Annotated in this window: 21 protein-coding genes and 1 pseudogene; 12 read left to right on the top strand and 10 right to left on the bottom strand. The window is 60.6% G+C overall.

Annotation, left to right across the window (positions count from 1 at the left end):
- Nucleotides 1-57 precede the first annotated feature (57 nt).
- Nucleotides 58-1218, bottom strand: coding sequence for a sugar ABC transporter substrate-binding protein (locus tag AC4CS3_RS05730; protein WP_490782588.1), 1161 nt, complete (start codon nt 1216-1218; stop codon nt 58-60).
- 778 nt (nt 1219-1996) lie between these two features.
- On the opposite strand from AC4CS3_RS05730, the gene AC4CS3_RS05725 reads away from it, so the two are divergent.
- A complete protein-coding gene (locus tag AC4CS3_RS05725; protein ID WP_490782587.1) occupies nt 1997-3103 on the top strand; it encodes an NAD(P)-dependent alcohol dehydrogenase in 1107 nt (368 codons plus the stop codon).
- Nucleotides 3104-3872: 769 nt separating this feature from the next.
- Here the strand turns inward: AC4CS3_RS05725 and AC4CS3_RS05720 are convergent.
- From AC4CS3_RS05720 to AC4CS3_RS05705, 4 genes are read right to left on the bottom strand one after another with little or no spacing between them, the layout of a single operon-like run.
- Nucleotides 3873-4682 carry an IclR family transcriptional regulator gene (locus tag AC4CS3_RS05720; RefSeq protein ID WP_490782586.1) on the bottom strand — a complete coding sequence of 270 codons (810 nt, stop codon included), beginning with the start codon at nt 4680-4682 and terminating at the stop codon, nt 3873-3875.
- Nucleotides 4683-4738: 56 nt separating this feature from the next.
- Nucleotides 4739-5707 carry an amidohydrolase family protein gene (locus tag AC4CS3_RS05715; protein ID WP_490782585.1) on the bottom strand — a complete coding sequence of 323 codons (969 nt, stop codon included), beginning with the start codon at nt 5705-5707 and terminating at the stop codon, nt 4739-4741.
- A gap of 29 nt (nt 5708-5736) precedes the next feature.
- Nucleotides 5737-6687 (bottom strand): MBL fold metallo-hydrolase, encoded by a 951-nt coding sequence (locus AC4CS3_RS05710; RefSeq protein ID WP_490782584.1) that lies wholly within the window; start codon nt 6685-6687, stop codon nt 5737-5739.
- 42 nt (nt 6688-6729) lie between these two features.
- Nucleotides 6730-7980 (bottom strand): MFS transporter, encoded by a 1251-nt coding sequence (locus AC4CS3_RS05705; protein ID WP_490782583.1) that lies wholly within the window; start codon nt 7978-7980, stop codon nt 6730-6732.
- 413 nt (nt 7981-8393) lie between these two features.
- Between AC4CS3_RS05705 and AC4CS3_RS05700 the strand changes: the two genes are divergently transcribed.
- The 5 genes and pseudogenes from AC4CS3_RS05700 to AC4CS3_RS05680 all read left to right on the top strand — a co-directional run.
- Nucleotides 8394-9080 carry a TetR/AcrR family transcriptional regulator gene (locus AC4CS3_RS05700; protein WP_490782582.1) on the top strand — a complete coding sequence of 229 codons (687 nt, stop codon included), beginning with the start codon at nt 8394-8396 and terminating at the stop codon, nt 9078-9080.
- A gap of 148 nt (nt 9081-9228) precedes the next feature.
- Complete coding sequence (locus AC4CS3_RS05695) at nt 9229-9972, top strand: SDR family oxidoreductase (protein WP_490782581.1); 744 nt, start codon at nt 9229-9231, stop codon at nt 9970-9972.
- A 45-nt stretch (nt 9973-10017) separates the two neighbouring features.
- Nucleotides 10018-10914 (top strand): SDR family NAD(P)-dependent oxidoreductase, encoded by an 897-nt coding sequence (locus tag AC4CS3_RS05690; protein ID WP_490782580.1) that lies wholly within the window; start codon nt 10018-10020, stop codon nt 10912-10914.
- A gap of 123 nt (nt 10915-11037) precedes the next feature.
- Nucleotides 11038-11184 (top strand): hypothetical protein, encoded by a 147-nt coding sequence (locus tag AC4CS3_RS05685; RefSeq protein ID WP_490782579.1) that lies wholly within the window; start codon nt 11038-11040, stop codon nt 11182-11184.
- Between the two features lie 201 nt (nt 11185-11385).
- Nucleotides 11386-12497: pseudogene (locus tag AC4CS3_RS05680) on the top strand (IS3 family transposase); the annotation flags it as partial.
- Nucleotides 12498-12565: 68 nt separating this feature from the next.
- On the opposite strand, the gene AC4CS3_RS05675 reads toward AC4CS3_RS05680, so the two are convergent.
- The 5 genes from AC4CS3_RS05675 to AC4CS3_RS05655 are packed head-to-tail and all read right to left on the bottom strand — an operon-like array spanning nt 12566 to nt 18673.
- Nucleotides 12566-13681 carry an NAD(P)-dependent alcohol dehydrogenase gene (locus AC4CS3_RS05675; protein WP_490782578.1) on the bottom strand — a complete coding sequence of 372 codons (1116 nt, stop codon included), beginning with the start codon at nt 13679-13681 and terminating at the stop codon, nt 12566-12568.
- Between the two features lie 48 nt (nt 13682-13729).
- Nucleotides 13730-15178 carry an aldehyde dehydrogenase family protein gene (locus tag AC4CS3_RS05670; protein ID WP_490782577.1) on the bottom strand — a complete coding sequence of 483 codons (1449 nt, stop codon included), beginning with the start codon at nt 15176-15178 and terminating at the stop codon, nt 13730-13732.
- A 24-nt stretch (nt 15179-15202) separates the two neighbouring features.
- Entirely contained in the window at nt 15203-16030 is an 828-nt protein-coding gene (locus AC4CS3_RS05665; RefSeq protein ID WP_490782576.1) for a fumarylacetoacetate hydrolase family protein, read from the bottom strand.
- A 29-nt stretch (nt 16031-16059) separates the two neighbouring features.
- Entirely contained in the window at nt 16060-16989 is a 930-nt protein-coding gene (locus tag AC4CS3_RS05660) for a VOC family protein (protein WP_490782575.1), read from the bottom strand.
- 40 nt (nt 16990-17029) lie between these two features.
- Nucleotides 17030-18673 carry a bifunctional 3-(3-hydroxy-phenyl)propionate/3-hydroxycinnamic acid hydroxylase gene (locus tag AC4CS3_RS05655; RefSeq protein ID WP_490782574.1) on the bottom strand — a complete coding sequence of 548 codons (1644 nt, stop codon included), beginning with the start codon at nt 18671-18673 and terminating at the stop codon, nt 17030-17032.
- A gap of 548 nt (nt 18674-19221) precedes the next feature.
- On the opposite strand from AC4CS3_RS05655, the gene AC4CS3_RS05650 reads away from it, so the two are divergent.
- From AC4CS3_RS05650 to AC4CS3_RS05625, 6 genes are all read left to right on the top strand, one after another.
- Complete coding sequence (locus tag AC4CS3_RS05650; RefSeq protein ID WP_490782573.1) at nt 19222-20169, top strand: ABC transporter permease; 948 nt, start codon at nt 19222-19224, stop codon at nt 20167-20169.
- A gap of 346 nt (nt 20170-20515) precedes the next feature.
- Nucleotides 20516-21100: an ABC transporter permease gene (locus AC4CS3_RS05645; RefSeq protein WP_490782572.1), complete on the top strand. Its 585-nt coding sequence runs from the start codon at nt 20516-20518 to the stop codon at nt 21098-21100.
- On the top strand, nt 21097-22785 hold the full coding sequence (locus AC4CS3_RS05640; RefSeq protein WP_490782571.1) for a dipeptide ABC transporter ATP-binding protein: 1689 nt from the start codon (nt 21097-21099) through the stop codon (nt 22783-22785). Before AC4CS3_RS05645 ends, AC4CS3_RS05640 begins: the two co-directional genes overlap by 4 nt.
- A 155-nt stretch (nt 22786-22940) precedes the next feature.
- Nucleotides 22941-24392 (top strand): ABC transporter substrate-binding protein, encoded by a 1452-nt coding sequence (locus AC4CS3_RS05635; RefSeq protein WP_490782570.1) that lies wholly within the window; start codon nt 22941-22943, stop codon nt 24390-24392.
- Nucleotides 24393-24517: 125 nt separating this feature from the next.
- Nucleotides 24518-25579: a ketopantoate reductase family protein gene (locus AC4CS3_RS05630; protein ID WP_490782569.1), complete on the top strand. Its 1062-nt coding sequence runs from the start codon at nt 24518-24520 to the stop codon at nt 25577-25579.
- 12 nt (nt 25580-25591) lie between these two features.
- The gene (locus AC4CS3_RS05625; RefSeq protein WP_490782568.1) at nt 25592-26782 is read left to right on the top strand and encodes an LLM class flavin-dependent oxidoreductase; all 1191 of its coding nucleotides are present in this window, start codon (nt 25592-25594) and stop codon (nt 26780-26782) included.
- Nucleotides 26783-26791 lie beyond the last annotated feature (9 nt).

The following is a 26791-nucleotide window of genomic DNA, read 5'->3' as shown; positions in this document are numbered from 1 at the left end:
GCGCTCCAGTGCGTTTGCTGCTTGAGGATGCTCGGGGGAGGGGCCAGGGACGCGGCTCTAGCCGACGGACCACAGTTTTTTGTACATTGCACGGAAGTCGTCGTCGGACGTCCATTTTCCGCTCTGCCAGCCTGCCTGGGTGAGATCGAAATTTCCGATGTTGGAGCTGGTGAAGGTGCGGATCGGCGTGCGGTACGCCTCGACGTTGGGGCTCTTGCCCAGCATGAGTCGAAGCATGATGTCCGACTCGTTCCAGCCCAGGGCGGCCAGGCTGTATCCGGTGTCCGCGAAGGCAGCTCCGTCGTGAACGCGCTGGAGTCCGTCGAGTTGGCCGAGCATGGTGACCACTTTGACCGACGAGGATTTGTTGAGCTGACGGATTGCTTGAACGACGGGCGCGGCGAAGGAATCGAATTCGGGATACACATAGCCGATGTTGGGGTTCTTTACCAGTGCCGCGCTGACTTGGGCCGCCAGGTTGGACACAGTCGTGCTGCCGACCTCGACTGTGTCGATGGTGCAGCCGGCGCAATTGTCTTGGAGGTATTTCTTCATGCCGACGTCGAAGGCATGAGTGGTGACGCTGCTGTCGGTGACCCTGATCATCAGGACGTTCGCCTTGCCGCCGGAATCCTTGATGATCAGGTCGTCGTTGATTTTCGCCTGGTCGACGAAGTTTGATGGGAATGAGGCTGCGAGCTTTTCCCACCCTGCGGGAACTGTGGCGTCCTTAGCGTTCACGAACTCGAGCGGAATTCCGGCTGCGATGGCTGAGTTGTAGGCCTGCTGGGCGAATTCTGGCGGGATGGAAGGGCTGACTATTCCTCCTGCTTTGGCGGCGATCGCCTGATTGACACATTTTGCGACAGCCGCTGGGTTTGCCTCGCCATCACAAAGTTGCAGTTTGATGCCTACGGCGGCGAACGCCTCGGTCGCGGCGGCCTGTTCGACGGAGAAGACCGGTGCCTGGCTGGTGATCGGAATCCAGTAGACCGTTTTGCCCTTGAGTGCACTCGCATCGATTGCCGGCCCGGGCGCAGGCACGCTTGCATATTCTTTGCTTTGTTCGACCACGCCTGCGCCCGAAGCGGACGGGTTCTGCGCAGATCCTGTTGGGACACAGGCTGCCAGCAGTGAGATCGCCGCTGCCGCCGTCACGATCGTCAGCGGTTTTCGGTAGGTTCTGGCCTTTTGCCCTCGGGCTGATGTGTGGTTCATGCTTCTGTTTCTCCTTCGCGTCGTTGCGAAACTTCGGGTCTTTGGATGTTGCGTCGTGGGGTGCGGGTGCAGCGCCAGGAACGTGAAATGTCCCGGAGGCACTTTTTCGTGCCAACGCGGGCTTGATCCTGGGCCGGCTTGCAGAGCGGCTTGAAACGATGACCGACCCGTCTACATGGTCGGAGGAACGGCCGCGGTCATCCCCATCGAACCGGACTCGGACACGGCCACATCAGGTTCGCTGTGGGCCCGTTGTCGCGCCGCTGCGGCCACCACTCTGGTGTGCAGTCGATAGTGATAATGAACACACCATAACGTAGCCATGTCCTATTTACAAGGAATGGATACGCGAAAAACAGGATCTTGCATCCGACGCTTCTCTGGGGAGAGTTTCATGAAGGTGTTGACAGGTGGGGAACGATCCTGTGCGGCCCGCCGCCCAATGCGCGGCGGGCCGCACTGTTCCTGTCCCATCGACTGAGGGTGGGCCTGCTCATTTTCTTGATTCCACGGGGCCTCGGGTCATTCCACCATCCAGACATCTCTTTTTTTGATTATTAGGAATGGATACCTATTAATCAGGACATTTACCCGTTAGGCTCTTGTGATGGCGGCCTGGACTGGGCCGACGAGGAACGGTCCACGGAAGGGATCAAGCGATGACGACTCGTGCGGTTGTACAGCACCACGGGGATCAAATCACACCGGATAGCGAGAGGCTCCCTTCGGTCCTGGGTTTCAGTTCGTATGAGTGCCAGGGGCGTGTGGAGGCGGATTCATGACCACTATTACCGCTGCGGTCGTGCGTGAACCAGGCGGCGACTTTGAGTTTGCGCACCTCGAACTCGCGCCCCCGCAGGCGCACGAAGTTCGGGTGCGCCTGATTGCCGTCGGCATCTGTCATGCGGACGTCCTCTCCCGCGACCAGGTCTACCCGATTGCATTGCCGGCAGTCTTGGGCCACGAGGGCGCGGGGATCGTCGAAGCGGTCGGCGCCGATGTCAGCAACCTCCAGGTCGGAGATCACGTCGTACTCGGCTTCAACTACTGTGGGCACTGTCGGCAGTGCCGGCTGGGGTTCCCTGGTAATTGCGAACGTACGGCTGAATACAATTTCTCCGGCACGCGACCTGACGGCAGCACCTCCCTGGTGGAGAACGGATCGCCTGTCAGCAGCTGGTACTTTGGTCAGTCGTCGTTTGCCACGCACACGAACGTGTCCGAGCGCACGGCCGTGCGGGTCCCTGATCATTTGCCGCTGAGTGCGCTCGCTCCGCTCGGATGCGGCGTCATGACCGGTGCGGGGTCCGTCCTTAATGTGCTCCGCCCACCGGCCGGCTCGTCGATTGCCGTGCTCGGTGCCGGTGCAGTCGGGATGTCGGCGCTGCTCGCCGCGCACGTGACCGGGTGCACGACGATCATCGCTATCGACATCGTCGAAAGTCGGTTGGAGCTTGCCTTGGAGCTTGGAGCTACTCATGCCGTCAATGCGGCGAAGTCGGATCCGGTATCTGCCGTCAAAGCGATCACAAAGGGGCGTGGTGTCGAGCATGCAGTCGATGCTGCTGGAAGCCCGCGACTGTTCCGTCAAATGCTTGAGATGCTGAGTATCCGCGGGCATGGGGTGCTTGTCGGAGCCCCGTTGCCTGGTGATGAAGTCAGCTTGGATCTCAACCCGTCGCTGGGGGCAGGTCACCGGATTTCCTTCGTTCTCGAAGGCGATGGGCACCCCCAGGAGTTCATCACCGATCTCGTGAAACTATTCGAGGCCAAGCTCCTTCCTCTCGAGCGTCTGGTGACCAAGTACCCCTTCGCTGACATCAACACCGCGGTGGCAGACGCATTAAGCGGTAAGTCGGTGAAACCGGTCCTGGTATTCCCGTGACGAGGGTGCTGGGTGTGTGCGCGACAGAATATCGTGTGTGCAGGTCAGCGTGCGGCAGCTTGTTCCACGGAGAGCCTACTCTCGCCAGGTGGATCCGGACCGAAAAAAGCGCCGTTTGCGGCCCTGGATTGCGGTGGCGTTCCGGAGGCTTATGCCCGATGTGCGGGAGCTTGGGACCCTCTTCAAAACGAGACGTGGATCGCGCAAACTCAGCCATGGATGGCGCAGGGGTGGGCGTTCAAGCCATGCGCGAACGTACTCACGTCGGGCCTGCCCCAGGGTGGTCCATGACGCCGTCCCGCAGGTCTTCTGCTGGCCAGGGTCCTGCTGAAGACCGGCATCGGTTGCCCCGTCGCTGCGACGTCCAAGCTCCAGCGCGTTCCGGTGAATTGGGCCAAGACGGAGCGGCGCTGGCCTGCGAGTTCGCCCTCGCGGCAATCACCGGGATCCAGGCCGGAGTACCGGATCGGCTTCGATGAAAGCTACTTCGCCAGCGCCCACGCGTTTGGGCTGATTGTGAGCCCCTGGTGAGGAGCGGCTATGTGCCGGCCGGCGCCCTCCGGTAGTCGGATGAAATCCTCATCCAAAGCAGGACATGACGAATGCAGCCCAGTCGGTGTATCGCGACTGTCTATGAGGTGACCGGCTCAGTGGCGCCTAGCGATCTGGGATGGAAACAGGGCCTGGCTCTGTGGATGCTTCTGCCGGCCCCACTGCATCCCCGGTTCTACTGACGGAATCGAGGTCCTCCTGCGCAGCGGAACGATTTTTACTGCATCGTGAGGGCCAGTAGTTCTGAGACTTGGTCGGCCGCGGTTCTGACCTTTTCGATCAATTCAGTGATTCGTGAGTCCGGTACACGCCGGATGGCGGCAACCAGGCTTATGCCCGCCACCACCCGTTGCTGGTCGTCGCGTACAGGAGCGGCTATTCCGATTGCATCGGGATCCAGCTCGCCCCGGCTGATAGCAAACCCTTCGGACCGGATGAGGGCGAGCCGTTCGTACACCGATTTCTCGGTGGTCAGGGTTGCCTCCGTGAAACCATGCAGCGGGTTTTCGAGTAGCAGTCGTTTGACGGTCTCCGGTTCCTCCCAGGCGAGCAGAACCCACGCCGACGCCCCGGCGTTCAGGGACATGGCGCTTCCCCTCTCGTAGGACACGCGCATCCGTTGGTCGTTGGGCTCTTCCTTTTCAAGGCAAACGGCGCGGTTGCCCGAGCGTTTTGTGAGCAAGGCCGTTTCGCCGGTTTGCTGAGCGAGAATGTGCAATGTGGGCAATGCGAGTTGCGAGAGTCCATAGGAGGCCCGGGCCAGCCGTGCCAGTTCAAAGACCTTTAGCCCGAGGCGGAATCCGCCGCCGGGGTTTTCCTCGAGGTATCCCGCGGACCCCAAAGTCAACAAGTAGCGGTAGGCGGTAGAACGGGCCACGGACAGTTCGTGCGCCACATCGATCGCTGAAACGGTCAATCTGTCGGGGGTGAACAGCGCCAGGATGTCGAGGGCTTTGTCGGCGGTGCTGTTGCGTTCGCGGTAGGCACTGCTTTTCGACGCAGTGTCTGATTTTTGCTTCTCGACCATGCTCTTGATCTTAGATCCCCTCTTGGCGGACTTCTGACGGTGGACCGCGGATGGTTCTAGTGTGCTGGCGCTGTCCTGAGCCTGGGGAAGAGCCGCAGGGAATTCTCCGAGAGAATGCGTTGGCGCAGTCCCCCATCCAGCGTCGAAGTTCCGTCAAGCTTCTTCTTCAGGCCTACGCAGGCGTCCGCCGGGGTGAACGGATAGTCACTGCCATAGTGGATGTTGTCCGGATCTGCGACCGAAAGGAGGGCCGTAAGAAGTTCGTCGACGGGCGCTCCGGCAAGGTCGAAGTGAAGAGACCGCAAGGCCTCCCTCATGCTGGGGGGTACGTGGCCGCCCGGTGGGGTGAGCAAGGGCAGAAGCAGTTCGATGCGGTTCGCCAGGACTGAGAGGGCGGCACCGGCGTGCGGGACGACAACCCGGGCATCTCGATGGCGCTCCAGGACACCGGAAAGGACCATGTTCGTAACCGACCGGGTCGTTTCAAACATGAACTCGAGCATTGGCCGGGGATACCCGAGTGCGAGGTGTTCGGCGCCAGGAGCTGAGGTCGGGTGGATGAAGATTACAGACGACCGGGCTGAGACCTCGGCATAGACTGCTTCCAGCCTCTCGTCACCGAGATACATGCCATGATGGTTGGTCTCCAACACAATTCCGTCGGCGTGGAGTTCGTCGAGTGCGAAGCGCGCCTCGGCGATGGATGCATCAATGTCGGGCAATGGCAGGCTGGCGAAGAAGCCAAACCGGTCCGGGTTGGCCTCTTTGAGCCGGGCTGCCTCTTCATTGACCGCCCGTGCCAGTTCAGCGGCTTTGGCGTCATCGCCGAAGTGCACCCCAGGGGATGAGATGGACAGCATGGCCACGTCGATGTCCAGCCTGTCCATGGAGTCAAGCGCCAGCCGCTGGTTCCACTCGGGGATGCCTTTGATGCCGTCCGGGTGGTCATGGCCCGCGTCAATCAGTGCTGTGCGATAGAAGTCTGGTACGAAGTGGCTGTGGATATCGACGGTACGGCGAGTCATGGTGTTCTTCCTTCAGGAGTGTTCGGCGGTCAGCGAGCCAGGAGTGCAGTGGTTTCGGGTGGAAGGCGGAGCTCAATTTCGCTCGGAAGCCACGCATATCCGCCACCGTCCTTTTTGAGATGGCCGAGGCCTGGGAACGGGAAATGGTAGGCCAGTACCGAATATCGGTTCGACTCGACGAGGTCGTAGATTCGCCACCGCTGGGCAGTGGCGGCCTTCTGTTCGTAGTCGAACTGGAATCCCCACTCCGGGTGCTGGAGGAGAAGGACCTGGTGGTGGCAGAGGTCACCCCAGGCGATCATGGTGTCCCCGTCACTCTCGACCTTGTATACAACATGACCTGGGCTGTGGCCCGGGGTGGCGACGGCCGTGATCCCCGGCGCGATTTCCGAGCCGTCCCTGACCCAGATGATACGCCCGGAATCCGCATACGGCATCAGATTCTTGTGGGCACCCCTGAAGTGGTCCTTCATGTGTTCATTGGGCGCGGACTCGATCCGCGACAGATCGGTCCAGTATTCGAAGTCCTCGCGACTGACCGCGATACTCGCGTTAGGGTACAGGGGTGTGCCGTCGGCATCCACCAGCCCCCATACGTGGTCGGGGTGTGTATGAGTGATCGCGACGATGTCGATGTCGGCGGGCTCGATTCCCGCGGCGCGGAGATTCGGTATCGCCTGTCCGGTTTTCGGGCCGAAGAACCCTCGGCCCAGTTCTGGGTCGACGCCGACTCCTGAATCAAACTGGATGAGTTGATCGCCGATGTTGACGATGAGCACGTTCTGGTTGAGTCGGACGTTTTCGGTTGGCAGGTAGTGGACCGTAAGCAGTGCGTCGATATCCTCAGGGTTCGCCGTGGGAAAATTCACCCTGGCCGCCCCCATTTCGAGTATTCCGTCGCTAACTACGGTGCACTCGAACGAACCGTGGGGGAAGCGAACATAGGGGACAGGACGCTCAGTCGGAGGTGTGGATGACATGACACTTCTTTCTCGTTGCTTTGGAAGGCGTGAACCGGTGGTTCAAGCATGCTGCTTGCGGGTGACGGCGGCAAAGAGCCCGGTCGCGACGAATGCCAGCGCTGCTGAGCCTCCAAAAAGCACAAATACGCCGCCCGGACCAGCGGCCGAGGATAGCACCAGGCCGCCGGCGATCGGCCCGAAAGCGCCGAAGTAGGAGATGCCGTTAGCCCATCCAATGGCGGTTCCGCGGATCTGAGGCGCGAACAGGTTGCTGGTGGCCGCGTTGAGGAGGTTCATTGTGGAGTGTCCCCCCGCGCCCATGAGCGCGATGAACACGAGCAAGGCAGGCAGCGATTGTGATCCGATCCACACGACTCCCACGAGACCGACGACCGTGAAGAGTGCTGTGACGGTACCAACGCGAAGCGCGCCCCATCGGTCGGCCCAGAACGCTGTGGCCAGGGAACCGATCACCGCACCGGCCGTCAGGGTCAGGGAGAAAAGCAGTGCTGATGCCAAAGGAAACTTGAGAGCATTCATGGTCGCGGTGAGCCACACGTTAAGTCCAAACCAGGTGAACATGTTCGGCACCGCAACGGCTGCAATGAGAATGGCGAGTAGGGAACCTTTCCCGGAGAACAGGAGTTTGAGTGAGGAGTCCCGGGTCGGCGCGCTGGCCTTGGCTTCCCGGAGAGCATGCCGGTCTTCCAGGCGCACGGTCAGCACAATCAGCAGTATGACCGTCGTGAGGGCAGCCCCAACGAAGAACATCACGCGCCAGCCGTACAGCGGCATTAGCCAGATGCCCAGCAGTGCTGCGATGGTTCCGCCAAGGGGGATGCCTGCCATCGTTATGTTAACGACGAGACTGGATCGGTTCGCAGGTGCGTGATTTCGCGCCAGGGCAAGTGCTGTCGTGACCGCGCCACCGACACCCACCCCTGAAAGCAATCGTGCGAATCCCAGTCCGGTGGCGGAGTCAGCGAATCCGGCGACCAAACCGCCGAGAGCGAAGAGGGCGATGGCAACCACGAGAACCGGCTGCCGTCCGACCCGATCACCGATGATCCCGGCGAGGATCGCTCCGAAAAACATTCCGACATACACCAAGCTACCGAGTAGCCCGGCGGATTGGGGCGTGATTCCGAGCGAGCCATCTGTCAGGAGCAGCGGGATGACTGAGCCGAAAACGATCAGGCTGTATCCCTCCATCACGGTCACGATGGTGCAGATCAGGATGGCGATGGCCGGAGCCGAGTTCTTGCGGTCGGGAGTCTGCGTTGGTCCCGAGGTGCTGATAAGTGTGGCCACTTTGCTCTCCATTGAGAAGTGTGATGATCCAGGTGCGGACGCATCCGGGGAATACAATCGAGTATTCAGTACTAAAGTTCAGGAGTCAATACCTAAATAATAGGACACGGCGGGTTTGTTCCATGGGTGGAGTCGGTCCGCCTAGGGGTTCGTCCGTTAGGGCCTCGGCGGAGCGAGTTCCGGCTCGCCGGGCCGCCGTGTGGGCGATGGGTGCTTCGGTCCCGCCGTCAAATCTTTGTCCTATTTTGTCGGATCCCGGATCCCGGATCCCGGTTCGCGGCCGCGCTTCTTCATTCCTGTTCCCGCGACCCGGACTTGCCCCCGGTGAATCCCGACAGGCTCGCGGACGCTTGGATGCCACCGCGGTCAATGCATGTTTGCACTGATAACAAATCTTGGATATCGTTGATAACATGAGTGCGAGATCAGCGATAATCGAAGCCACCTCCCAGCTGTTGGCGGCTTCAGCCGTGGCGGATGTATCCACCCGCGCCGTTTGCGAAGCTGCTGGCGTCCAGCAACCGGTGCTCTATCGGCTGTTCGGAGACAAAGACGGGCTTTTGTCGGCGACGGTCGATCATGCCTTTGAGGAGTATCTTGCTTCAAAACGCAAAGCGGAACCTACTGAGGATCCTGTGGACGACATCCGAAAAGGGTGGGATGCGCATACGGGATTTGCCCTAGCTCGTCCGAATTTTTATCGACTGATGTTTGGTCCGGGACTAAAGCGCCAACCCGACGCAGTCCTGGCCTCACACCAGCTCCTTCAGGCTCTCGTAGACCGGGCCGGCAGGAAGGGGCGTCTGCTCGTGCCGCCCGGTCTCGCAACCCAGATGATCATGGCAGCCAATACCGGTGTGGCGCTTGCCCTGATCACGCGCCCGGAAATTTACACCGACCGTTCCGTCTCCGACCGAGTTCGGGACATCACCCTGCATGGCGTGTTCACTTCCGACCCCGGGCACGGGCAGCCCGGCGCCTTGGCCAAAGCTGCGGCGACATTCGCTTCCACCCTAGCTACGGACCCTCCGCCCCAGCTGAGCCAAGGAGAACGGGTACTGATGGCCGAATGGATGGACCGATTCACCGGCGCCTTCTAGCAAACACCAACGCCGTTAACAACGAGATCCCCCACCTAGGCTGTTCTGCAACCGACACGTCATGGGTTGCAGATGCTCGCGCATCGTTCGCCGCAACGAACCTCACAGACCCAAATCTCCGTCACACCCCAACAAAAGGACAAATCGAATGAACCCCACAACAACAGCAACCCGCGTCGCTCTCGTCATCGGCGGTTCCGGCGGGATCGGCCGTATAGCGGCCGAACGGCTCGCACGAGACGGCATGGCGATAGCCGTGCACTATGCAGGAAACAAGACCAAGGCCGACGACGCCGTCGCGGCGATCACGCAATCAGGAGGCCGCGCCATAGCCTTAGCCGGCGACGTGTCTGATGAGGCAGCGATGTCGGCGGTGTTTGACGCCACTGAAGTCGAGTTCGGCGGAGTCGACGTCGTTGTGAACACAGCCGGGGTGATGGTTCTTGGCACGGTGGCCGGCTTCGATCTCGATGATCTGGATCGGATGCACAGAACCAACATCAGGGGGACCTTTGTGGTGAACCAGCAGGCCGCCCGCCGGGTCCGGGCCGGTGGCGCGGTCATCAACTTTTCATCCTCGGTGACGAAGCTTGCGTTCCCCGGATATGCGCCCTATGCAGCGAGCAAAGGGGCAGTGGATGCCATGACGCTCGTCCTTGCCCGCGAACTGCGAGGTCGAGACGTCACCGTCAACGCCGTGGCACCTGGGCCGACGGCGACCGAGTTGTTCCTGGACGGCAAGGACGAGGCCACCATCGAAAACCTGTCCAAGGTCACCCCTTTGGAGCGACTCGGAACTCCGGCGGACGTCGCCGAGGCTGTGGCGTTTCTGGCTGGTCCGGCCCGGTGGGTGAACGGCCAGGTCGTTTATGTCAACGGCGGAGCCATCTGACATCTTCGTATGTCCCTCGTTTCGATAAGTTAAGGAGAGAGTCTCATGAGCAAAAAGATCATCGTCATCAGCGGTGCCAGTTCCGGATTCGGCGCGCTCACGGCACGGACGTTGGCGGATCAAGGAAACACCGTCTATGCCGGCATGCGCCATACCCGCGACCGCAACGCGGCCCGTGTCAAGGAGGCCACCGATTACTCCGTGGAGAATTCCGTCGACCTTCGTGCCATCGAAATGGATTCCGCCTCACAGCAGTCCATTGACGGGGCCATCGGGCGGATTTTGGCAGAAGAGGGCGGCCTCGACGTGGTCGTCCACAATGCAGGGCACATGGTCACGGGCCCGGCAGAGGCTTTCACGCCGGAGGAGCTCGCCCAAGCCTACGACGCCAACGTCCTGTCAACCCAGCGCCTGAATCGTGCCGTTCTTCCCACTCTGCGCCGCCAGGGCCATGGCTTGGTGCTGTGGGTCGGAAGCTCGAGTACGCGGGGCGGGACTCCGCCGTATCTGGCACCCTATTTCGCAGCGAAGGCTGCGATGGATGCCCTTGCTGTAAGCTATGGGGCCGAGTTGGCCCGATGGGGCGTCGAAACCACCATCGTTGTTCCGGGTGCATTTACCTCCGGGACGAACCATTTTGCCAACAGCGGCCGGCCCGGCGACCAAGACCTGGTCGTCGACTACGACCAGCACTACGCAGGACTCATGGACCAGGTGTCGGATAAACTCGCCGAACTGGCACCCCTCGGAGCGGAGGCCTCCTTAGTCTCCGACGAAATCGCCCGCATCGTGGCTTTGCCCTCGGGGCAACGTCCTTTCCGGGTTCACGTTGACCCCGCAGACGACGGCTCGGAGGAAGTCAGTGACTTGGCGGATCGGATTCGCGCCCGATTCCTTAAGCGCATCGGCCTCGGAGACCTCCTGATCCCTCTCAACAACTGACGCATTTGCGACACATCTCCTCGCCCAAGCTTCTTGTTGAGAAGCTTGGGCGAGGCATGACTAGAACTAGAAGGGCAAACTTGGGACTGTCATTTCACTCCCGAATCGCCTCAAAGATTTGAAGTGCCGTCATTGGAACAGGCCCGAGGCATCGATGTGGTTCTCGGACGGGTAACGGCGTCCGGCGGCGGAGCAGGTCCGGGCGGTGATCGAGAATCCTGGCCTGCCCCGGAGCCGGTCTCCTTCGCATGGACGGAAATCTTCTTCTGACTCAGTCCAGGCGACCATTCACAGGCGTTCAGGAAGATTTTCTGCGCGCCGGTCTGGCCCTAGGCGAACACTGGCTGGGGTTCAGCACGCAGGGAGAGGTTGCGACCGGTTCCGCGCGAGTGTGTGCCCGTGCCAATGAACTCCGTCACGGCCGAAGAAATAGGGCTTTCGTCGCTCAAATGGTGTTACTAGCGATAGCCACGGCCGATCAAGGACGTGGCTACCGCGTACGGTGTCGGCCCTGAGACGCTCCGGAACTGGCTGGTCAAGTACCGGGAGGCGAACGGCGGCACGGAGGTTGATCTGACGGTGTCGGAACGGGCCCGGCTGAAGGAGCTCGAGCGTGAAGTTCAAGAGCTGCGGGCAGAGACTGCCTTCTTGAAAAAAGCCAGCGCTTACTTCGCGCGGGAGCAGCGGTAGTGAGCAAGTATGAATTCATCGATTCCCAAAAAGCCGAGCCTGCCAATCTGAATTCGGTGGTGAAAATGTGTCGTTGGTTGGCCGTCTCGACGTCCGGTTTCTATCACTGGGCCACGTGTCCGCAATCGGCCACGGCGGCCCGCCGCGAGGCCCTGACGGCCCGGATCCAGCACTACTTCGAGGAGTCCGACGGCACCTACGGGTACCGGCGCATCCACGCCGATCTCGCCGCGGAACAGACCGAGTGCTCTCCAGAGTTGGTGCGGCAGATCATGCGCTACCGGGGCCTGGTGGCCTGTCAGCCACGCCCGTTCCGCGTCACCACCGAGGCTGACGCTGAGGCCGCCGCGGGCATGCCCGACCTCGTCAGGCGGGACTTCACGGCCGACCGCCCCGGGGTGAAGTTCGTCGGCGACATCACCTATATCCACACCTGGCAAGGGTTCGTCTACCTCGCCACCGTCATCGACTGCTATTCGAAGAAAGTCGTCGGCTGGTCCATCGCCGATCACATGCGCACCGGGCTCGTCGCAGATGCGCTCAGGAACGCCGCCGCCACGACCCTGATCGAGCCTGCCGCGATCTGGCACTCCGATCGGGGCAGCGTCTACACCTCGACCGGGTTCAGGGCCTTGGTGACCGGCCTGGGCATGCGCTCCTCGATGGGACGCACCGGGGTGTGCTGGGACAACAGCATGGCCGAATCGTTCTTCTCGATGCTCAAGAACGAGCGTGTCTATCGGACCGTTTACGCGACTAAATCACAGGCCCGCAGCGACGTCATCCGCTACATCGAGGGGTTTTACAACAGCCGGCGCCGTCACTCCGCGCTCGGTTACCGTCGGCCTAACGAAGTCCACTATGGTTATCAACAGCCAGCCTTGGCAGCGTAGAATCATCCACTAATTCCGCTGTCCGAAATCCCCGCAGCAGCTCACTATCTTGGCTTGTTTAGTTTGGGTCAGAAGACGAGCACGGGTTTGATGGTTTGACCGGAGCCTGCGTCTGCGGCTGCCTGCTCGATGTTCTCGAAGGCATAGCGGCGCTCGAGCCGGTCGATCGGGAACCGGCCAGCCCGGTACAGCTCAATGAGCTGGGGAACGAATGACAGCGGCTCGCTGTCTCCGATGGTGACGCCGACGATCCTTCGGCCGGGGAGCAGAGCGTTGACGTCAAAACTTGCCCGAGTGCCGGCCTTGGGAGCGCCGATGACCGCGCAGGTGCCGGCGATTGCCAGGGAATCAATCAAGGATTCCAGGACTGTGACGTTGCCTGTCGTCTCTACAGCCATATCGGTCCCTCGTTGCCCGGTCAGGTCCGCCAGCCGTTTTCTGGTGTCTTCCGTTGCGGCGTTGATAGTGTCCGTGGCGCCTAGGGACTTGGCGAGAGCCAGTCGTTCAGGCACAACGTCGATGACGATGATTTTCGTGACGGGTGTGAGTGCTGCAGCCATGACCGCTGCCAAGCCGACGGCACCCGCTCCAGCGACTGCCACTGTGTCTCCGGTGCCGGGCCTGAGTACGTTGAGGATTGCACCGGCTCCGGTTTGGAAGCCGCAGCCCAGGGGGGCGAAGGTGATCAGTTCTTCGTCAGTGGTGTCTGATGGCAAGGGAATCAGACTTCGTTCGTCAACCACGGCCAGGGAAGAGAAGGAGGACTGCCCGAAGAAATGGGCATTGAGGTCTTGGCCATCGCGGTGCATCGTCGCCGTGCCATCGGCACGCCGCCCTCCGAGGAGGTTCCATTGCAGATGCGATTCGCAGAGTGCGGGTGAACCGGAACGGCAAGCCTTGCAGTCTCCGCAGGAAGTGAACGTCATGGCGACTTTGTCGCCCGGTTTCACCCGCATGACGCCTGCGCCGACTTGCTCAACGATGCCGGCGCCTTCGTGTCCCAGGACTCCGGGCAACGGATATGGGATGGACCCTGACTTTGCGCTCAGATCGGTGTGACATATTCCCGTCGCGACAAGCCGGATGAGGACTTCGTCCCCGCGCAGGTCGTCGAGCTCAATTTCGGCGATTTCAAAAGGCTGTCCGGGGGCGACGGCGATGGCTGCAGTGGTTTTCGTACCCATGGGTCTTCCTTGGTTTAGGGGCTGGAGTGAGTGTTCATCATTCACAGGCTAATTGTCGTATCCGTGCAGATAGAAGGTGCGTTCCTCGGTGAAGGTGCGGACTGATTCAAAGCCGCCGAGGCGGCCAAAGCCGGAAGCGGCGAGGCCGCCGAACGGCACGTGGGGCTCATCTCCAACGGAGGGGCCGTTGACGTGGACGGCACCGACTTTCAGCCGTTTGGCAAGCTGCTGGGCGGCATGGAGGTCTGCGGAGATGACGCTGCCGATGAGGCCGAATTCAGAGTCGTTTGCCAGGGCGACGGCTTCGTCATCATTGGCTACAGGGTAGATGCTCACTATCGGCGCGAAGCTTTCCTCGTAGTACACCGAAGCTTTCGGGCTCACACCAGCGAGGACCACAGGCCGGGCGTAAAGGCCGTCGATGTCCAGGCCGCCGGTCAGCAAGCGGGCGCCATGATGCACAGCGTCCGCGATCTGGCGGGTATAGCTGTCCGCGGCCTTCTGGTTGATCAGCGGACCCACTTCGGTATCAGCCTCGCGCGGATCGCCGACGACCATGGCTTCGGCATGCATTGCGAGGCGTTCCTGCAATTCAGCCGCGCGTGATTCGTGCACGATGATGCGGTCCGTTGCCATACACACCTGGCCGGCATTGACGAAGGAGGAGAAGGCAAGGGCCGGCGTCCACAGTTCCAGGTCTGCGTCAGCCCGGACAACGGTTGGATTCTTTCCGCCCAGTTCCATGACGGCCGACTTCAGATTCCGCCCCGCGAGTTCGGCGATGCTCCGCCCTACGGGGGTGGATCCAATAAAGACCACTCGGCGGACGGCCGGGTGTTCAACCATCGCGGCGATGAGATTCCGGCCCTGGCCCGGGGCGGAGGAAACCACATTGACCACACCGTCGGGGATGCCCGCCTCGGTGAGGGCCTCCGCCAGCAGGTAGCCCGCCGTGAGCGGGGCTTCCTCGCTGGGGCGGATGACCACCGTATTGCCCACGGCCAAGGCGATGGCCACGGATCGTGCCGCCAGAACGAGCGGAGCGTTCCAAGGCACAATCGCAAGTACCACGCCGGCCGGTGTTCGGCGTGCGACGTTGATCGTCCTTGGATCATGCGATGGCAGCATCTCGCCAACGGCGGCGCTTACGAGGCCGGCGGCTTCCCGCAGCGTAGATGCAGCCTCCGTGACGTTCATGTCTGCCCAGCTGGCGACGCCACCGGTTTCCAGGGCAAACGTCATACGGTGTTCCTTGCGCCGCGATTCCAGGATCTCTGCGGCCTTCAGCAACACTTGGCGGCGTTCTACGAAGGAAACGCTCGCCCAGACAGCCAATGCTGCCGAGGCCGCTTCGACGGCGCTGATGGCATCCTTGACTGTCCCGGCAGCGACCTGCAGGAACGAGCTTCCCGTGGTCGGGGACATGTTCTCGAACCGCTGTTCTGAGCTTGATGGTACTTCTCGCCCGTTGATCAACAGGCCTTTGAAGCCGTTCATGATGATTCCTTCTGCGCCGTTTCTTCAGACCCGCTCGGCGGTGACTTTGTTGGTGATGACGCCGACGCCTTCGATCTCTACCGTAACGACGTCGCCGTCGCGCAGAAAGAGCTGTGGATCGCGGCGGTAGCCGACGCCCGAGGGGGTGCCGGTGAGGATGACGTCGCCGGGCTGGAGTTCGGTGAACTCCGAGACGGTTGCGATCAGCGTGGGGACGCTGAAGATGAGGTGGGACAGATCTGATTCCTGCACCACTTCACCGTTGAGGGTCGTGCTGATGGCGGCGTCGGTGAGGTCGACTTCGCCCGGGGTGACCAGGTAGGGGCCCAAAGGCGTCGAGTTGTCCCACGCCTTGCCCTGCATCCACTGGTGCGTTTTGTACTGGTAGTCGCGCATGGTCACATCGTTGCAGACCGCGTAGCCGAGGATATGGTCCGCAGCCTCTTCTTCGCTGATCCGACGGCCAGCCTTGCCGATGATGACGGCGAGTTCGCCTTCGTAGTCCACTTCGTTGGATTCCGGAGGGAGCACGATGTCCCCGTTCGGGCTGATGAGACTCGAGGCGTATTTGGGGAACATGACCGGGTAGGTGGGCAGTTCGCGGTTGGACTCCTCGATATGTGCTGTGTAGTTCAGGCCGATGCAGACGATCTTTCCGGCCCTGGGGGAGACCGCCCGGAGTCGGACATCAGCCACCGGGACACGTTCGGCACTCCGACGTTCGGCGGAGGCCAGGGCGTCCGTGGTGGTGGCCGGTCCGATTTCATCTAGGCCGGTGAGAGGGATTAGATGTTTGCCGTCGACCTCGCCGACATAATTACGGCCCCTGAGTTCGTAGTTGGCGTATGCCATGGTGCTGTCTCTTTCTGTTGCGGGGTGGTTTAGACGGTCTGGCTGACTTTGCGCCAGCGGGGGAGCTGTCCGCCCCAGAGATTGACGCTGCTTGGGGCTGGCTGCCAGCGCCGCGGGACGTAGGTGACACGGTCGTCGTAGAACTTTTCCATTTCGGCGGAGAGTTCGATGTGGTTGCCGGCGGGGTCGTCGAAGAAGACGAAGAGGTTGTTGCCGGGACCGTGGCGGCCCGGGCCCCAGGCCACGGGAACGTCGAGTTCGGTCAGCCGGTCGCACCAGGACTTGAAGTCCTCCCATTCGGCCAGGTCGTAGGAGTAGTGGTCGAGGTCTCCGCCCTGGCCCACATTGACGATGGCGAGGGTGTGATGGTCTTTGTCGGAGCGAAGCCAGCAGAACCTGCCGTCCTCAAGCTGGTCCGAGATGCGGAAGCCAACGGTGTTGACGAAGAATTCGACCATCGGCTCCAGATCGGCGGTCCCGACGGTCGTGTGTTGGAACTTGATGGGGCGCCGACCGGGATCGGCAGCGTTCTCGCCTTGGCGATGCACGGCGGTGTGGAAGTGCACGGCGGTACCGTCCGGGTCGACGACGGCGATCCCCTCGGGGGCGCCGATGGCCGCGCTGATGTGGGTTGTATCCAGGGCCTCAACGGCGTGCCCTGCTTTCTGCAGGCGGGTACGGATGCCCTCGATGCCGTTTTCGTCGCGGACTTCGAAGCCGTAGTAGGCGAGTCCCTTGGGCCCCTCGATCAGGTCCAACACGTGGTGGCCGGTACCCCACCCCATACGGACGGTGCCGTCGGGAAGGGTCTCGTGGACGGCCAGGCCCAGGACACGGTTGTAAAATGCTTGGGCCTCGGTGATATCCGGCACGTAGAAGCCGATGTGTGAAACGGCGGTGTGGCGCAGGGTTCCGGCGGTGTCGTTTTCCTGCAGAACTAGGCGGGTGGGACGGTCCATGATTGGTTCCTTTCAGGGATGATGCAGATGAGTGGGGGTGTCACGGTATGAGCAGCGATGCAGCACGCCGCGAGCGGACGGGGGCCATGGTCCGCCAGGATGCGACGGCGAGGGTGACGGCTGCAGTATCGTCCGGCCGCCACGCCGCGGCCACGAAACGGTCCGGACGCAGCAGGACGAAACAGCCGTGGAATGGCTCAAATTCGTGATACAGGCTCCCGTCCAGATCCAGTAGGATCCCGGTGTCCTCTACTCTTCGCGGCAGTTCATCGAAGAGCGGGACCTGCCACAGGGAGGCTTCCGTCAGCTGCGCAAGCGCCCGTGCGCTGGTCCAGCTGGCCGGCTCGACATCGATGCCGAAGATGGACCAGCCGTCGCCAAGTGCATCGTCGAGCCGAAGCGTTCGCCGGCTGTCGATGTCAAATGCCAGGGGCTGGCCCAGGGCGGTCCCGATCACTTCACCTACTCCCTCCAGTTCAGGACTGCCGACTACTAGGCCGGTCTTGTAGCGGGCCAGCGGCCGATAGCGCATCTCTTCGAAGAATGCGCGACCGTCGACGGTGGCAAGGGCAGTGCGAGCTGCCGCGTCACGGTGGGTCGCGGCACGCGCAGACGCGGTCATGGCCACGCTGCCCAACCGCACCGAAAGCTCGATTGTGGCCTGGGCATGGGGTTTGCGTTCAGACTCGTATGAGTCCAACACCTCGTCAGTGGCCTTGCCCTGGACTACCTCGGCGATCTTCCAGGCAAGATTTCCGGCGTCCCGAATGCCTGAATTCAGGCCCTGCCCCGCAAACGGCGGCATCATGTGTGCCGCGTCTCCTAAGAGAAAGACGCGTCCTGAGCGCCAGGTGTCCGCGTTTAGGGCATTGAACTTGTAGTTGACGACTCGTTCGACCTGTTCAGGTTTGATGCTCCGGTAAGGGGCCACGAGCCGTTGGATGAGCCCGAAATCGGGAGTCTGGCCAGCCTCGCCCTCGCCTGGGAACAGCAGGAATTCGTAGCGGCAACGGCCATTGAGGCCTGGCACAATCACATGTGGTCGGACTGGATCGCCGTGGTGCATTCCGTATCGCTCGGTGTGGGGATCCTCAAGGGTGTCTACGACCAGCCATACATCCTTGTAGCTGCGCCCACTCATGTTGATGCCGAGGATTTCGCGGACTGTGGACCGGCCGCCGTCGGCGCCTAGGACAAAGCGGGCGTTCACGGTCAGCGGGCCATCGACTCCCAAGCCTGTAACGCGGGCCCCAATCTCGTCCTGTTCAAGGGCGATGACCTTCATGCCGAAGCGCAGTGAGACCTGCTGATTGCGGGCCAGGGCATCTGCGAGGATCCGCTCCAGGTCCGGCTGGGCGAATGGATTCTTGAACGGATAGCCCAGCCGGTAGGGCACCGCCGCCTTCGCCTGGAAAAGTGGTTGATTGTCCGAGTCGTAGTAACGCGTGCCGGTGCCCGGAACAATGATGCCGAGCACATCCTCGGCGATCCCTGCCTGCTGGTAGATACGCAGTGATTCGTCGTCGAGGCTGATGGCCTTCGGCTCGTCACTCGTACTCAAGCGCTGTTCCAGCACCACGACGCTCAATCCGCGCGCAGCCAACAACGCCGCAACGCTCATACCGGTGGGGCCGGCGCCGACGACAACGACGTCGCAGCTCAGTATCTCAGCGGAAGACTCCATTGTGCTCCTTGGTTCGGTTGTGATCCTAAGCACCACACTAAAGGTTGAATGTCCTAAAAGCAAGGATACAAGTCCTGCAAAACAGAACTATTCCTGTCCGCGTCGGTTCTGAAGGTGCCCTGATGCTCGACATGACGGCTGCGCCGCTCTCCTCAGGATGTCGAGTGCGGAACTGGTGAATTAGGAGTCCTTGGGGGGTGGTGCTGGTCGCCTTCGTACTCCAAGGATCTTTGCCAGCGGTGCAATGCGATTGTTCTTCGGAGTCGCTTCGCCCCGCGGCCGCAAGAGATGGCATTGCTTGAGAGTGGCCATGTCCTGAAAAATAGGATTATCGTCCTTCTCTTGTTACGGCGGTGTAAACAGTTGCCCGATTTGACGCCTAGCTATTGACCGGAGTGGGCGTCGTCGCCAATATCTAACGTGTACGAACGAATTTTCTTGAAACACGGACTTTCATCAATGTCTTGACGCCAATGTAACTATGTGGCACACGAACAATCATTTGGCGAGCTCGGTTCACCGGCCGAGACCGCACGGAAGGGGGCAAGTTGAAGTCCTTCGTTGCAAAGCGGTTCGGGCAAGCGGTGCTCGTCGTTTTCGCGGCGTATACGCTGTCTTTTCTGCTGCTGTACGTCATCCCAGGCGATCCTGTTGTCGCCATGTACACCGGGGGAGACGCTGGACACACGGTCGACCCGGCTGCTCTTCAAAAGCTCCGCGAGGAGTTCGGGTTCGATCGTCCCATCTTCGATCAATACCTAGGCCGTTTGTCCGGGGCATTGACTGGAGACTTCGGGGCCTCGTTGAAAACCGGAGAGCCAGTTGCCGCCATTATGGCCACCGCACTTCCTCAAACGCTGTCCTTGATCGGGCTGAGCCTCGTTTTCGCTGTCGGTCTGGGCCTGATTGTTGCTTTGTTCGGAACCTACACGCGCATTTCCTGGGTTCGTCAATTTCTGCTGGGGCTTCCTGCCATCGGCGTGTCGCTTCCGACCTTCTGGGTTGGGCTGATGCTGGTGAATCTCTTCTCGTTTCAACTGCGGATGCTGCCTGCCATTGGAAATGCCGGCTTGCAATCGTTGATACTCCCGGCTATCACGTTGGCTCTTCCGGGGGCCGCAGCTGTGGGGCAGGTTCTGGCGAAGAGCATGCTGAGCACGCTTTCAGAGCCATATGTCGCCACTGAGAAGGCGATGGGCTTGGCCCGAAGAACCATTCATTTCCGTGATGTTTTCCGGAGCGCAGCGATTCCAGCGGTCACTGTGGCCGGCGTCCTGGTGGCCAATCTCATAGGCGGATCGGTTGTCGTTGAAAGTGTCTTTTCCCGGTCCGGTATCGGGCAAATCACGGTGCAGGCAGTGCTTGCACATGATTTGCCCGTCGTTCAGGCAGTTGTCGTCCTAGGTGCTGTGATCTTCGTCCTCGTAAGCCTGATCGTGGACCTGCTCTACCCGCTCATTGACCCCCGTCTCCGTACTGCCATCGTGAAGGGCTGAGCCTGTGACTGACCCAACTCAAGTGCTTGCTGCCGAGGATAGCCCAGGTGCCCGTTCAGCCTCTCCTGGGGCGTCTGAGGTAGTGGCGTCGAAAGAGGTGCATGGACAGCTTGCCCGCACACTTATGCGGCGTCCCACTGTCATTCTCTCGCTGATGGTGCTCTCAGCCGCTGTGGTCGCGGCATTCTGGCCGCAGTTGTTCACCCAAGCAGACCCTCTTCAGACTTCTCCGGCGAATGTCCTGCAGCCTCCCGGCACGACCGGGTACCTGTTTGGAACGGACCAAGTAGGCCGAGACCTTTATTCAAGGGTCATTTATGGAGCTGGACCCTCATTGTTTGCAGCAATGATCGCCATCGCAGTTTCGTTCGTCGGAGGTGGCCTGTTGGGGCTTATTGCCGGCTACTTCGCTGGGAAGACGGACGCAGTCATAATGCGGTTCGCCGATGTTCTGTTATCGTTTCCGGCCTTGTTGCTGGCCATGGCGATCGTCGCCGTCCTTGGTTTTGGACTTGTCAATGTCGCCACAGCTGTAGGCGTAGTCGGAATCGCCGGCATGGCCAGAGTCATGCGATCGGAGGTCTTGCGCGTGAGTAGCCAGACATATGTTGAGGCTGCGGGAGTAAGCGGCGCACGATGGTGGACGGTACTTCTGCGGCATGTTCTTCCGAATTCACTGGGACCGATCGTGGTTCTTGCCGCTTTGGAGTTCGGAACTGCCATCCTTTCAGTATCGAGCCTGAGCTTCCTAGGCTTTGGTGCGCCCCCGCCCTCCCCGGAATGGGGCTCGCAGATTGCCGTTGGCCGAAACTACTTGGTCTCGGCGTGGTGGCTCACCGCGATTCCTGGTCTGATTCTCGCGCTGGTGGTAATTAGCGCTAACCGCATGTCACGCGCCGTCGACGGTGAGATCAAAGGGGTGACCCGATGACTTCGCATTCGCCGGTCCTAACTGTTCGGGACCTAAGGGTCGCCTATCGTACTACCCGCGGAGAGTTGGCCGCTGTCAGAGGAGTCACCCTTAGTCTCCATCCCGGTGAAATCGTCGCTGTTGTGGGGGAATCAGGTTCAGGCAAGAGCACTCTCGCGCAGGCAATTATCGGACTTCTCGCGCCGGGAGGGGTCGTGACCGGCGGCTCGGTGCTTCTTGATGATCTCGACGTAACGGCGTTGGGTGAAGCTGAAATGACGAAAATTCGCGGCAAAGGAATTGGGCTCATTCCTCAGGATCCGATGCTTTCACTGAACCCGCTCCGCCGGGTGGGTGAACAGGTGCAGGAAGCTCTGCTAGTACACGGCACCGTTCCGAAGAATGAGGCGGCGGCCCACGCCATCGAGCTTCTTCGGGAGGCGGGACTCCGAGAACCTGAGATCCGTGCCAGCCAGTACCCTCACGAATTGTCCGGGGGAATGCGCCAGCGGGTCCTCATTGCGATTGCTTTCTCATGCAGACCACGGGTCGTTATCGCGGACGAACCAACAAGCGCCCTCGACGTGACAGTTCAAAAGAGAATTTTGGACAGCATCGGCAAGATCACGCAACAGTTCGGTACTGCTGTTCTGATGATCACACATGATCTCGGGGTGGCCGCCGATAGGGCGGACCGCATCATTGTCATGTGCAAGGGAGAAATCGTCGAACACGGAAAGACCGCTGACATACTCTCGAATCCGCAGCATGCATACACCCAAAAGCTCATTGCGGCCGCTCCCGGCTTCACGGACGATGATCTCCTCGCCTCCGACTCCAACCGGGCCGACATCGAGGAAGTTCCGCTGCTTCGTGTTACGGGCTTGGTCAAACAGTTCCGGGTTCACGAACCAGGCCACAAACCCGGATCAATCCTGGCAGTAGACCGAGTGAGCTTTGACCTTCATAGGGGCCGGACAATCGGCATCGTGGGCGAATCGGGATCGGGCAAGTCGACAACTGCCCGTCTGATCATGCGACTCGAGATACCGACCGAGGGCAACATAGAAATCAACGGCCAAGATATTAGCCGGTTGAGAGGCGTTGGGCTGCGCCAGATGCGCCAGCGCATGCAGCTGGTTTACCAAAGCCCGTACGGCTCCCTGAACCCGAGGTTTTCGGCCGGGAAAGTTATTGAGGAACCTCTGCGTGAATTTGGCTTGGGCAATGCTCGCTGGAGACGCAACCGAGTCACCGAACTCCTAGATCTGGTCTCTCTCCCTGTCTCATACGCTGACCACAAGGCTGGTGAACTATCAGGTGGTCAAAGGCAAAGGATTGCTATTGCTCGCGCCTTGGCGATAGAACCCGAAATCGTCGTGTGTGACGAGCCTGTCTCGGCACTTGATGTCTCGGTTCAGGCGCAGATTCTCGAACTTCTCGTGCGGCTTCAGACGGAACTCGGTCTTAGCTACGTCTTCATTTCCCATGACCTCGCTGTCGTTCGACAAATCTGCCAGGACGTCATCGTCATGCAGCAAGGCGTTGCTGTTGAGGCGGGGCCCACAGGAATCTTGTTCGACGATCCCCAACACCCGTACACGAAAGAACTGATCGCGGCCATCCCCGGCCGTGGCGCACTGAGACACGACGCTGGTTCGTCCCTTGTGCCATCACTAGAAGCAACCATGAAAGGTACATCGTGAATTCGAATCCACTGGTTAAGGAGTGGGCGCGGAAGCGTTTCGCGCTCATCGTTCCGGCAGTCGTCCTGGCCTCGGTCCTCGTGTCGTGTTCCGCGGCCGGCCCCCAACAGCCAATAGCCACAGGGGGGACTCCCTCGCCAGGCGGAACTCTTCGAATGACTATCGGAGCGGACGAGGGCTGCGTCGACCCTCAGCAAAGTCTGGGAAGAACACAACTCGTTGTGGGTCGTGCCATGGTCGACTCCCTCGTGTATCAGGAGCCGGACTCCGGTAAATTTCAACCGTGGCTCGCCGATTCCTGGACCATTTCGCCTGACGGAAAGAGCTACACCTTCACGCTCCGCAACAATGTCACCTTTAGTGACGGCACGTCTCTGACCGCCCAGACGGTCAAGGACAACCTCGACGCAATAGTTGCTCTCGGCGCGAAAGCCCGATTGGCGTCAACATATCTCGTTGGCTATTCAGGAACTACCGTCGTCAGTGACCTAGTTGCGCAAGTCAATTTCACCAGTCCAAACGCGGCATTTCTCCAGGCGGTGTCGACACCGTCGATGGGTCTGATTTCCAGCAAGTCGACGTTGCTAAGCCAAGCTGACCGCTGCCTGGGGCGCATCAGTGGTTCCGGACCATTCGTCCTTGATAGCTACGAACACAATCAGCTCCAGAAACTCACGAAGCGGAAGGACTATAACTGGGCGCCCAAGGCGATGCATCAAGGTGCCGCCTACGTAGATAGCGTCGAAATCAGCATCGTTCCGGAAAGTGGTGTCCGAACAGGAAGTTTGGGCAGCGGTCAGAGTGATTTGATGATGGAGGTATCAAAGGCTGACGTCGCCACGCTGAAGGCGTCCGCATTGCCAATCGAGTCTCGCTCGAACCCGGGCATTCCCCAAGAGCTTTTCGTCAATCCGACCAAGGGCGTGCTCACTGACATCGCTGTGCGCCAAGCACTCCAGCTCGGCGTGGACCGGTCCACCATCGTGAAAGCGACCCTTACCGAGTACAACACGGTCGCGACCGGAGCCCTTTCATCAACGACCCCCGGTTTTGTGGATCTGAGTGCAGAGATGGCCTACAACCCGGACAAGGCAGCGAAAATCCTTCAAGACGCCGGATGGGTGCCCGGACCTGACGGCATTCGTGTGAAAAATGGTCAGCGCCTGACAACGACCTTGCTTTACGGGTCGCAGCTCTACGGCCCCCTGGTACCCCTCATGGAACTCGCGCAGGCCAACCTGGCCAAAATCGGTGTCGGGGTCACCCTTCGCCCGCTCCCGGATGCCGACGCGAATGCTGCCTGGGCCAAAGGCGACTATGAGCTTCGATTCTCCGGCCTCACCCGGGGAGACCCCGATGCGCTCCGCACCGCCTACTTCGGCCTCGATCCGAAACTGGACAAGCTGCTGATCGCCCAGGCATCGGAGAGCAATATTGAATCCCGGATGAAGATTGTCGCCGATGTCCAAAGCTACGTGATTTCGAACGGCATTTCGGTTCCGCTTAACGAACTCAGTCTTCCGCTGGCTCACCAGCCGACTGTCAGAAACATTTCCTTCACCGCCGATTCGCTCTTGTTGCTCCACGAGATCTCGATGAATCAATAGCCGCCCACCCGCTGTTCCGGGGGCGTCCTCTCGCAGCCGTCCCCGGAACAGCCCGGCAAACAGCCACTCGCCTTAGGCCTGGATCCGACCCCGCCGGAAACCAACCCATGAAAGGAAGTTCAGCTTTGCATTTGAATGACTACGCAGTTCTCGGTGCAGGCGCCATAGGCGGCACCTTGGCGCACACGCTCGCGAGTGCAGGGCACAACGTGACGCTAATTGACTCGGACGAGGCCCACATCCGCGCTATCCGCGAACGCGGACTCGATTTGGTTTCCGCTGACGGCGCTTCGGACGTGCTGCGGATGCACCAGGCCGTTACCACGTCCGAGGTGGATGCCAGCGGAATCAAGCTCGGGCTGGATCGAGTCTTCCTGGCGACCAAGGCCCAACATGTTGGCGCCGCCGCAGAATGGCTGGCCCCGCATCTGTCAACCGAGGCTACCGTCGTGCTGTGCCAAAACAGTGACACCTTCGACACCGCGGGGCTATGGATTGACTCTGACCGCATTGCATCGGCGTTTGTCAATTCTGCCGCGGATGTTCTCGGCCCTGGATCCATCCGGGTGGGCGGCCCTGGTGCGCTTGTGCTGGGGGAACACCACGGACCCGTGAGCCCACGCATTCTCTCTTTCGTGGATGATCTGGCAGGCATTGGCGATGTTGCGGCGACCGACAACATCACCGGCTATTTATGGTCGAAAAGGGGTATCGCCGCAATCCTGACAGCCACCGCGCTGGTGGACGAACATGTCTCCGTTGTCATCGATTCTTCTCGCGAAGTAATGGCAGAACTAGCCACGGAGGTCTACGCCGTCGCGGACACCCAAGGTGTCCGCCTAATGCCCCTCGACGGGATCACTCCTGATTACCTGCGGACGACGGCGGAAGCCCCCGCCCGGGATGAGGCTTTTGACCGTCTTGTAGCCTTCACGGGTTCAATGCCCGGAAAGTCCCGCAGCGGAGTCTTTCGCGATATCGCTGTTCGGCGGAGGCCAACGGAAGCCCGTCCTGACTTGCTTTCACTGCTCCAGCTCGCCCAGGACGTTGGCCTCAGGACACCCTATCTCGAACGTCTCACCTGGCTCATCGGCGAGCTGGAAACCGGAGCCCGCAACTTTGGACGCCACAACCTCACAGAACTCGCCTCGGGCACATCCGGGGCTCCGACAGCATCCCATTATTAGGAGAGTCAGCAAATGTCAGCTCAGCTAGCCACCGGACGACAGGCAGAGAAACCCCGCAAGGTCGACGACAAGATGCGCTTTGGGGTCATGTACCCGAACTCGCCCTCGCCGAGCGTGACCTCGGGCATCGTCGCTGCCGCTAACCCTGACGTGCTCGACATCGACGCGCATATTGCATTCGCCCGGGCGTCCGAGGACGCCGGCGTCGATTTCGTTTTCTTCGCCGACGGCTACACAAACCACGGCCCGGACAATGCGCGGGTTGGTCACGGTGAACCTTGTATTTCCGCGCCAGTGTGGGCGCCGATCGTCATGGCCGCGACGGATCACGTCGGCGTCGTCACCACTATGCATGCCCGGTATATCTCCCCAGTAGTACTCGCACGGCTTGGTGCCAACTTGGACGTGGTCAGCGGTGGGCGCTGGGGGTGGAACATCGTGCCCGGCTCCAAGGGATCCGAGGCGAGTCTATTCGGACTTACCGACGAAATTGACCATGATGAGCGGTACGCCGTTGTCTCTGAAACTCTGGACGCCGTGCGGACCCTATGGGGGGCTCGTGGCGAACCAATCAAATTTGATGGGAAGTACTACAAACTGGAGGGAACTCCACGCGGGCCATATCCCGTGCAGCAGTCACCTCTCATATTCAACGCAGGAGTTTCAGCCGCTGGACAGGAGTTCATCTCAAAAAGCGCTGACTACGCATTCTTCGCGGTTGTTGACGATCTCACGAAGGTGAAGGCGACAGTGGACCAAGTCGGCGACAAGACTGAGGCGGCCGGACGCAATCGGCTTGAGGTCGGCCTCGCCGGATCGGTCGGAATCTGCATTGGCAAGACCAGCTCCCAGGCGCAGGAAAAGTTCCAATGGGTGAAGGACTCGCTTGACATGGATGCTGCCCGTGGCTGGGCAAAAGGCTTTCTGGGAGGCAGCCAAACGTATCAAGACAACTTCGGCTCCCAACTCGACGAGGCTGCAAGGAAAATCGGCATCGCCGCAGGAAGCAAGGTGCTCGTCGGGACAGCCGAGGAAGTGGCCGAGCAGTTCATGGAGATTCACAGAGTGACCGGACTACGGGGATTCATGCTCATCACCCTGCTCTGGAATCCGGAAGAAATTTCGGCCATGAAGGACGTGTTCCCCTATCTGGAAAAGGCGGGCCTCTGGGAGTCACCGGAATCGCGTGGGTGGTCATGGTGAGTGGGGCGC

The organism is Arthrobacter sp. SE2, assembly GCF_058244265.1.
The sequence above is the reverse complement of the archived record's forward strand: the minus strand, read 5'-3'. Positions and strand labels throughout refer to the sequence as shown.

What these genes read in the sequence shown, in the direction of transcription:
- AC4CS3_RS05645 (WP_490782572.1), top strand. Translation starts at nt 20,516, where the DNA reads ATGATCGCCATCGCAGTTTCGTTCGTCGGAGGTGGCCTGTTGGGGCTT.
- AC4CS3_RS05700 (WP_490782582.1), top strand. Translation starts at nt 8,394, where the DNA reads ATGAGTGCGAGATCAGCGATAATCGAAGCCACCTCCCAGCTGTTGGCG.
- AC4CS3_RS05695 (WP_490782581.1), top strand. Translation starts at nt 9,229, where the DNA reads ATGAACCCCACAACAACAGCAACCCGCGTCGCTCTCGTCATCGGCGGT.
- AC4CS3_RS05675 (WP_490782578.1), bottom strand. Translation starts at nt 13,681, where the DNA reads ATGGGTACGAAAACCACTGCAGCCATCGCCGTCGCCCCCGGACAGCCT.
- AC4CS3_RS05625 (WP_490782568.1), top strand. Translation starts at nt 25,592, where the DNA reads ATGTCAGCTCAGCTAGCCACCGGACGACAGGCAGAGAAACCCCGCAAG.
- AC4CS3_RS05710 (WP_490782584.1), bottom strand. Translation starts at nt 6,687, where the DNA reads ATGTCATCCACACCTCCGACTGAGCGTCCTGTCCCCTATGTTCGCTTC.
- AC4CS3_RS05730 (WP_490782588.1), bottom strand. Translation starts at nt 1,218, where the DNA reads ATGAACCACACATCAGCCCGAGGGCAAAAGGCCAGAACCTACCGAAAA.
- AC4CS3_RS05670 (WP_490782577.1), bottom strand. Translation starts at nt 15,178, where the DNA reads ATGAACGGCTTCAAAGGCCTGTTGATCAACGGGCGAGAAGTACCATCA.
- AC4CS3_RS05660 (WP_490782575.1), bottom strand. Translation starts at nt 16,989, where the DNA reads ATGGACCGTCCCACCCGCCTAGTTCTGCAGGAAAACGACACCGCCGGA.
- AC4CS3_RS05725 (WP_490782587.1), top strand. Translation starts at nt 1,997, where the DNA reads ATGACCACTATTACCGCTGCGGTCGTGCGTGAACCAGGCGGCGACTTT.
- AC4CS3_RS05640 (WP_490782571.1), top strand. Translation starts at nt 21,097, where the DNA reads ATGACTTCGCATTCGCCGGTCCTAACTGTTCGGGACCTAAGGGTCGCC.
- AC4CS3_RS05715 (WP_490782585.1), bottom strand. Translation starts at nt 5,707, where the DNA reads ATGACTCGCCGTACCGTCGATATCCACAGCCACTTCGTACCAGACTTC.
- AC4CS3_RS05655 (WP_490782574.1), bottom strand. Translation starts at nt 18,673, where the DNA reads ATGGAGTCTTCCGCTGAGATACTGAGCTGCGACGTCGTTGTCGTCGGC.
- AC4CS3_RS05720 (WP_490782586.1), bottom strand. Translation starts at nt 4,682, where the DNA reads ATGGTCGAGAAGCAAAAATCAGACACTGCGTCGAAAAGCAGTGCCTAC.
- AC4CS3_RS05635 (WP_490782570.1), top strand. Translation starts at nt 22,941, where the DNA reads ATGACTATCGGAGCGGACGAGGGCTGCGTCGACCCTCAGCAAAGTCTG.
- AC4CS3_RS05690 (WP_490782580.1), top strand. Translation starts at nt 10,018, where the DNA reads ATGAGCAAAAAGATCATCGTCATCAGCGGTGCCAGTTCCGGATTCGGC.
- AC4CS3_RS05665 (WP_490782576.1), bottom strand. Translation starts at nt 16,030, where the DNA reads ATGGCATACGCCAACTACGAACTCAGGGGCCGTAATTATGTCGGCGAG.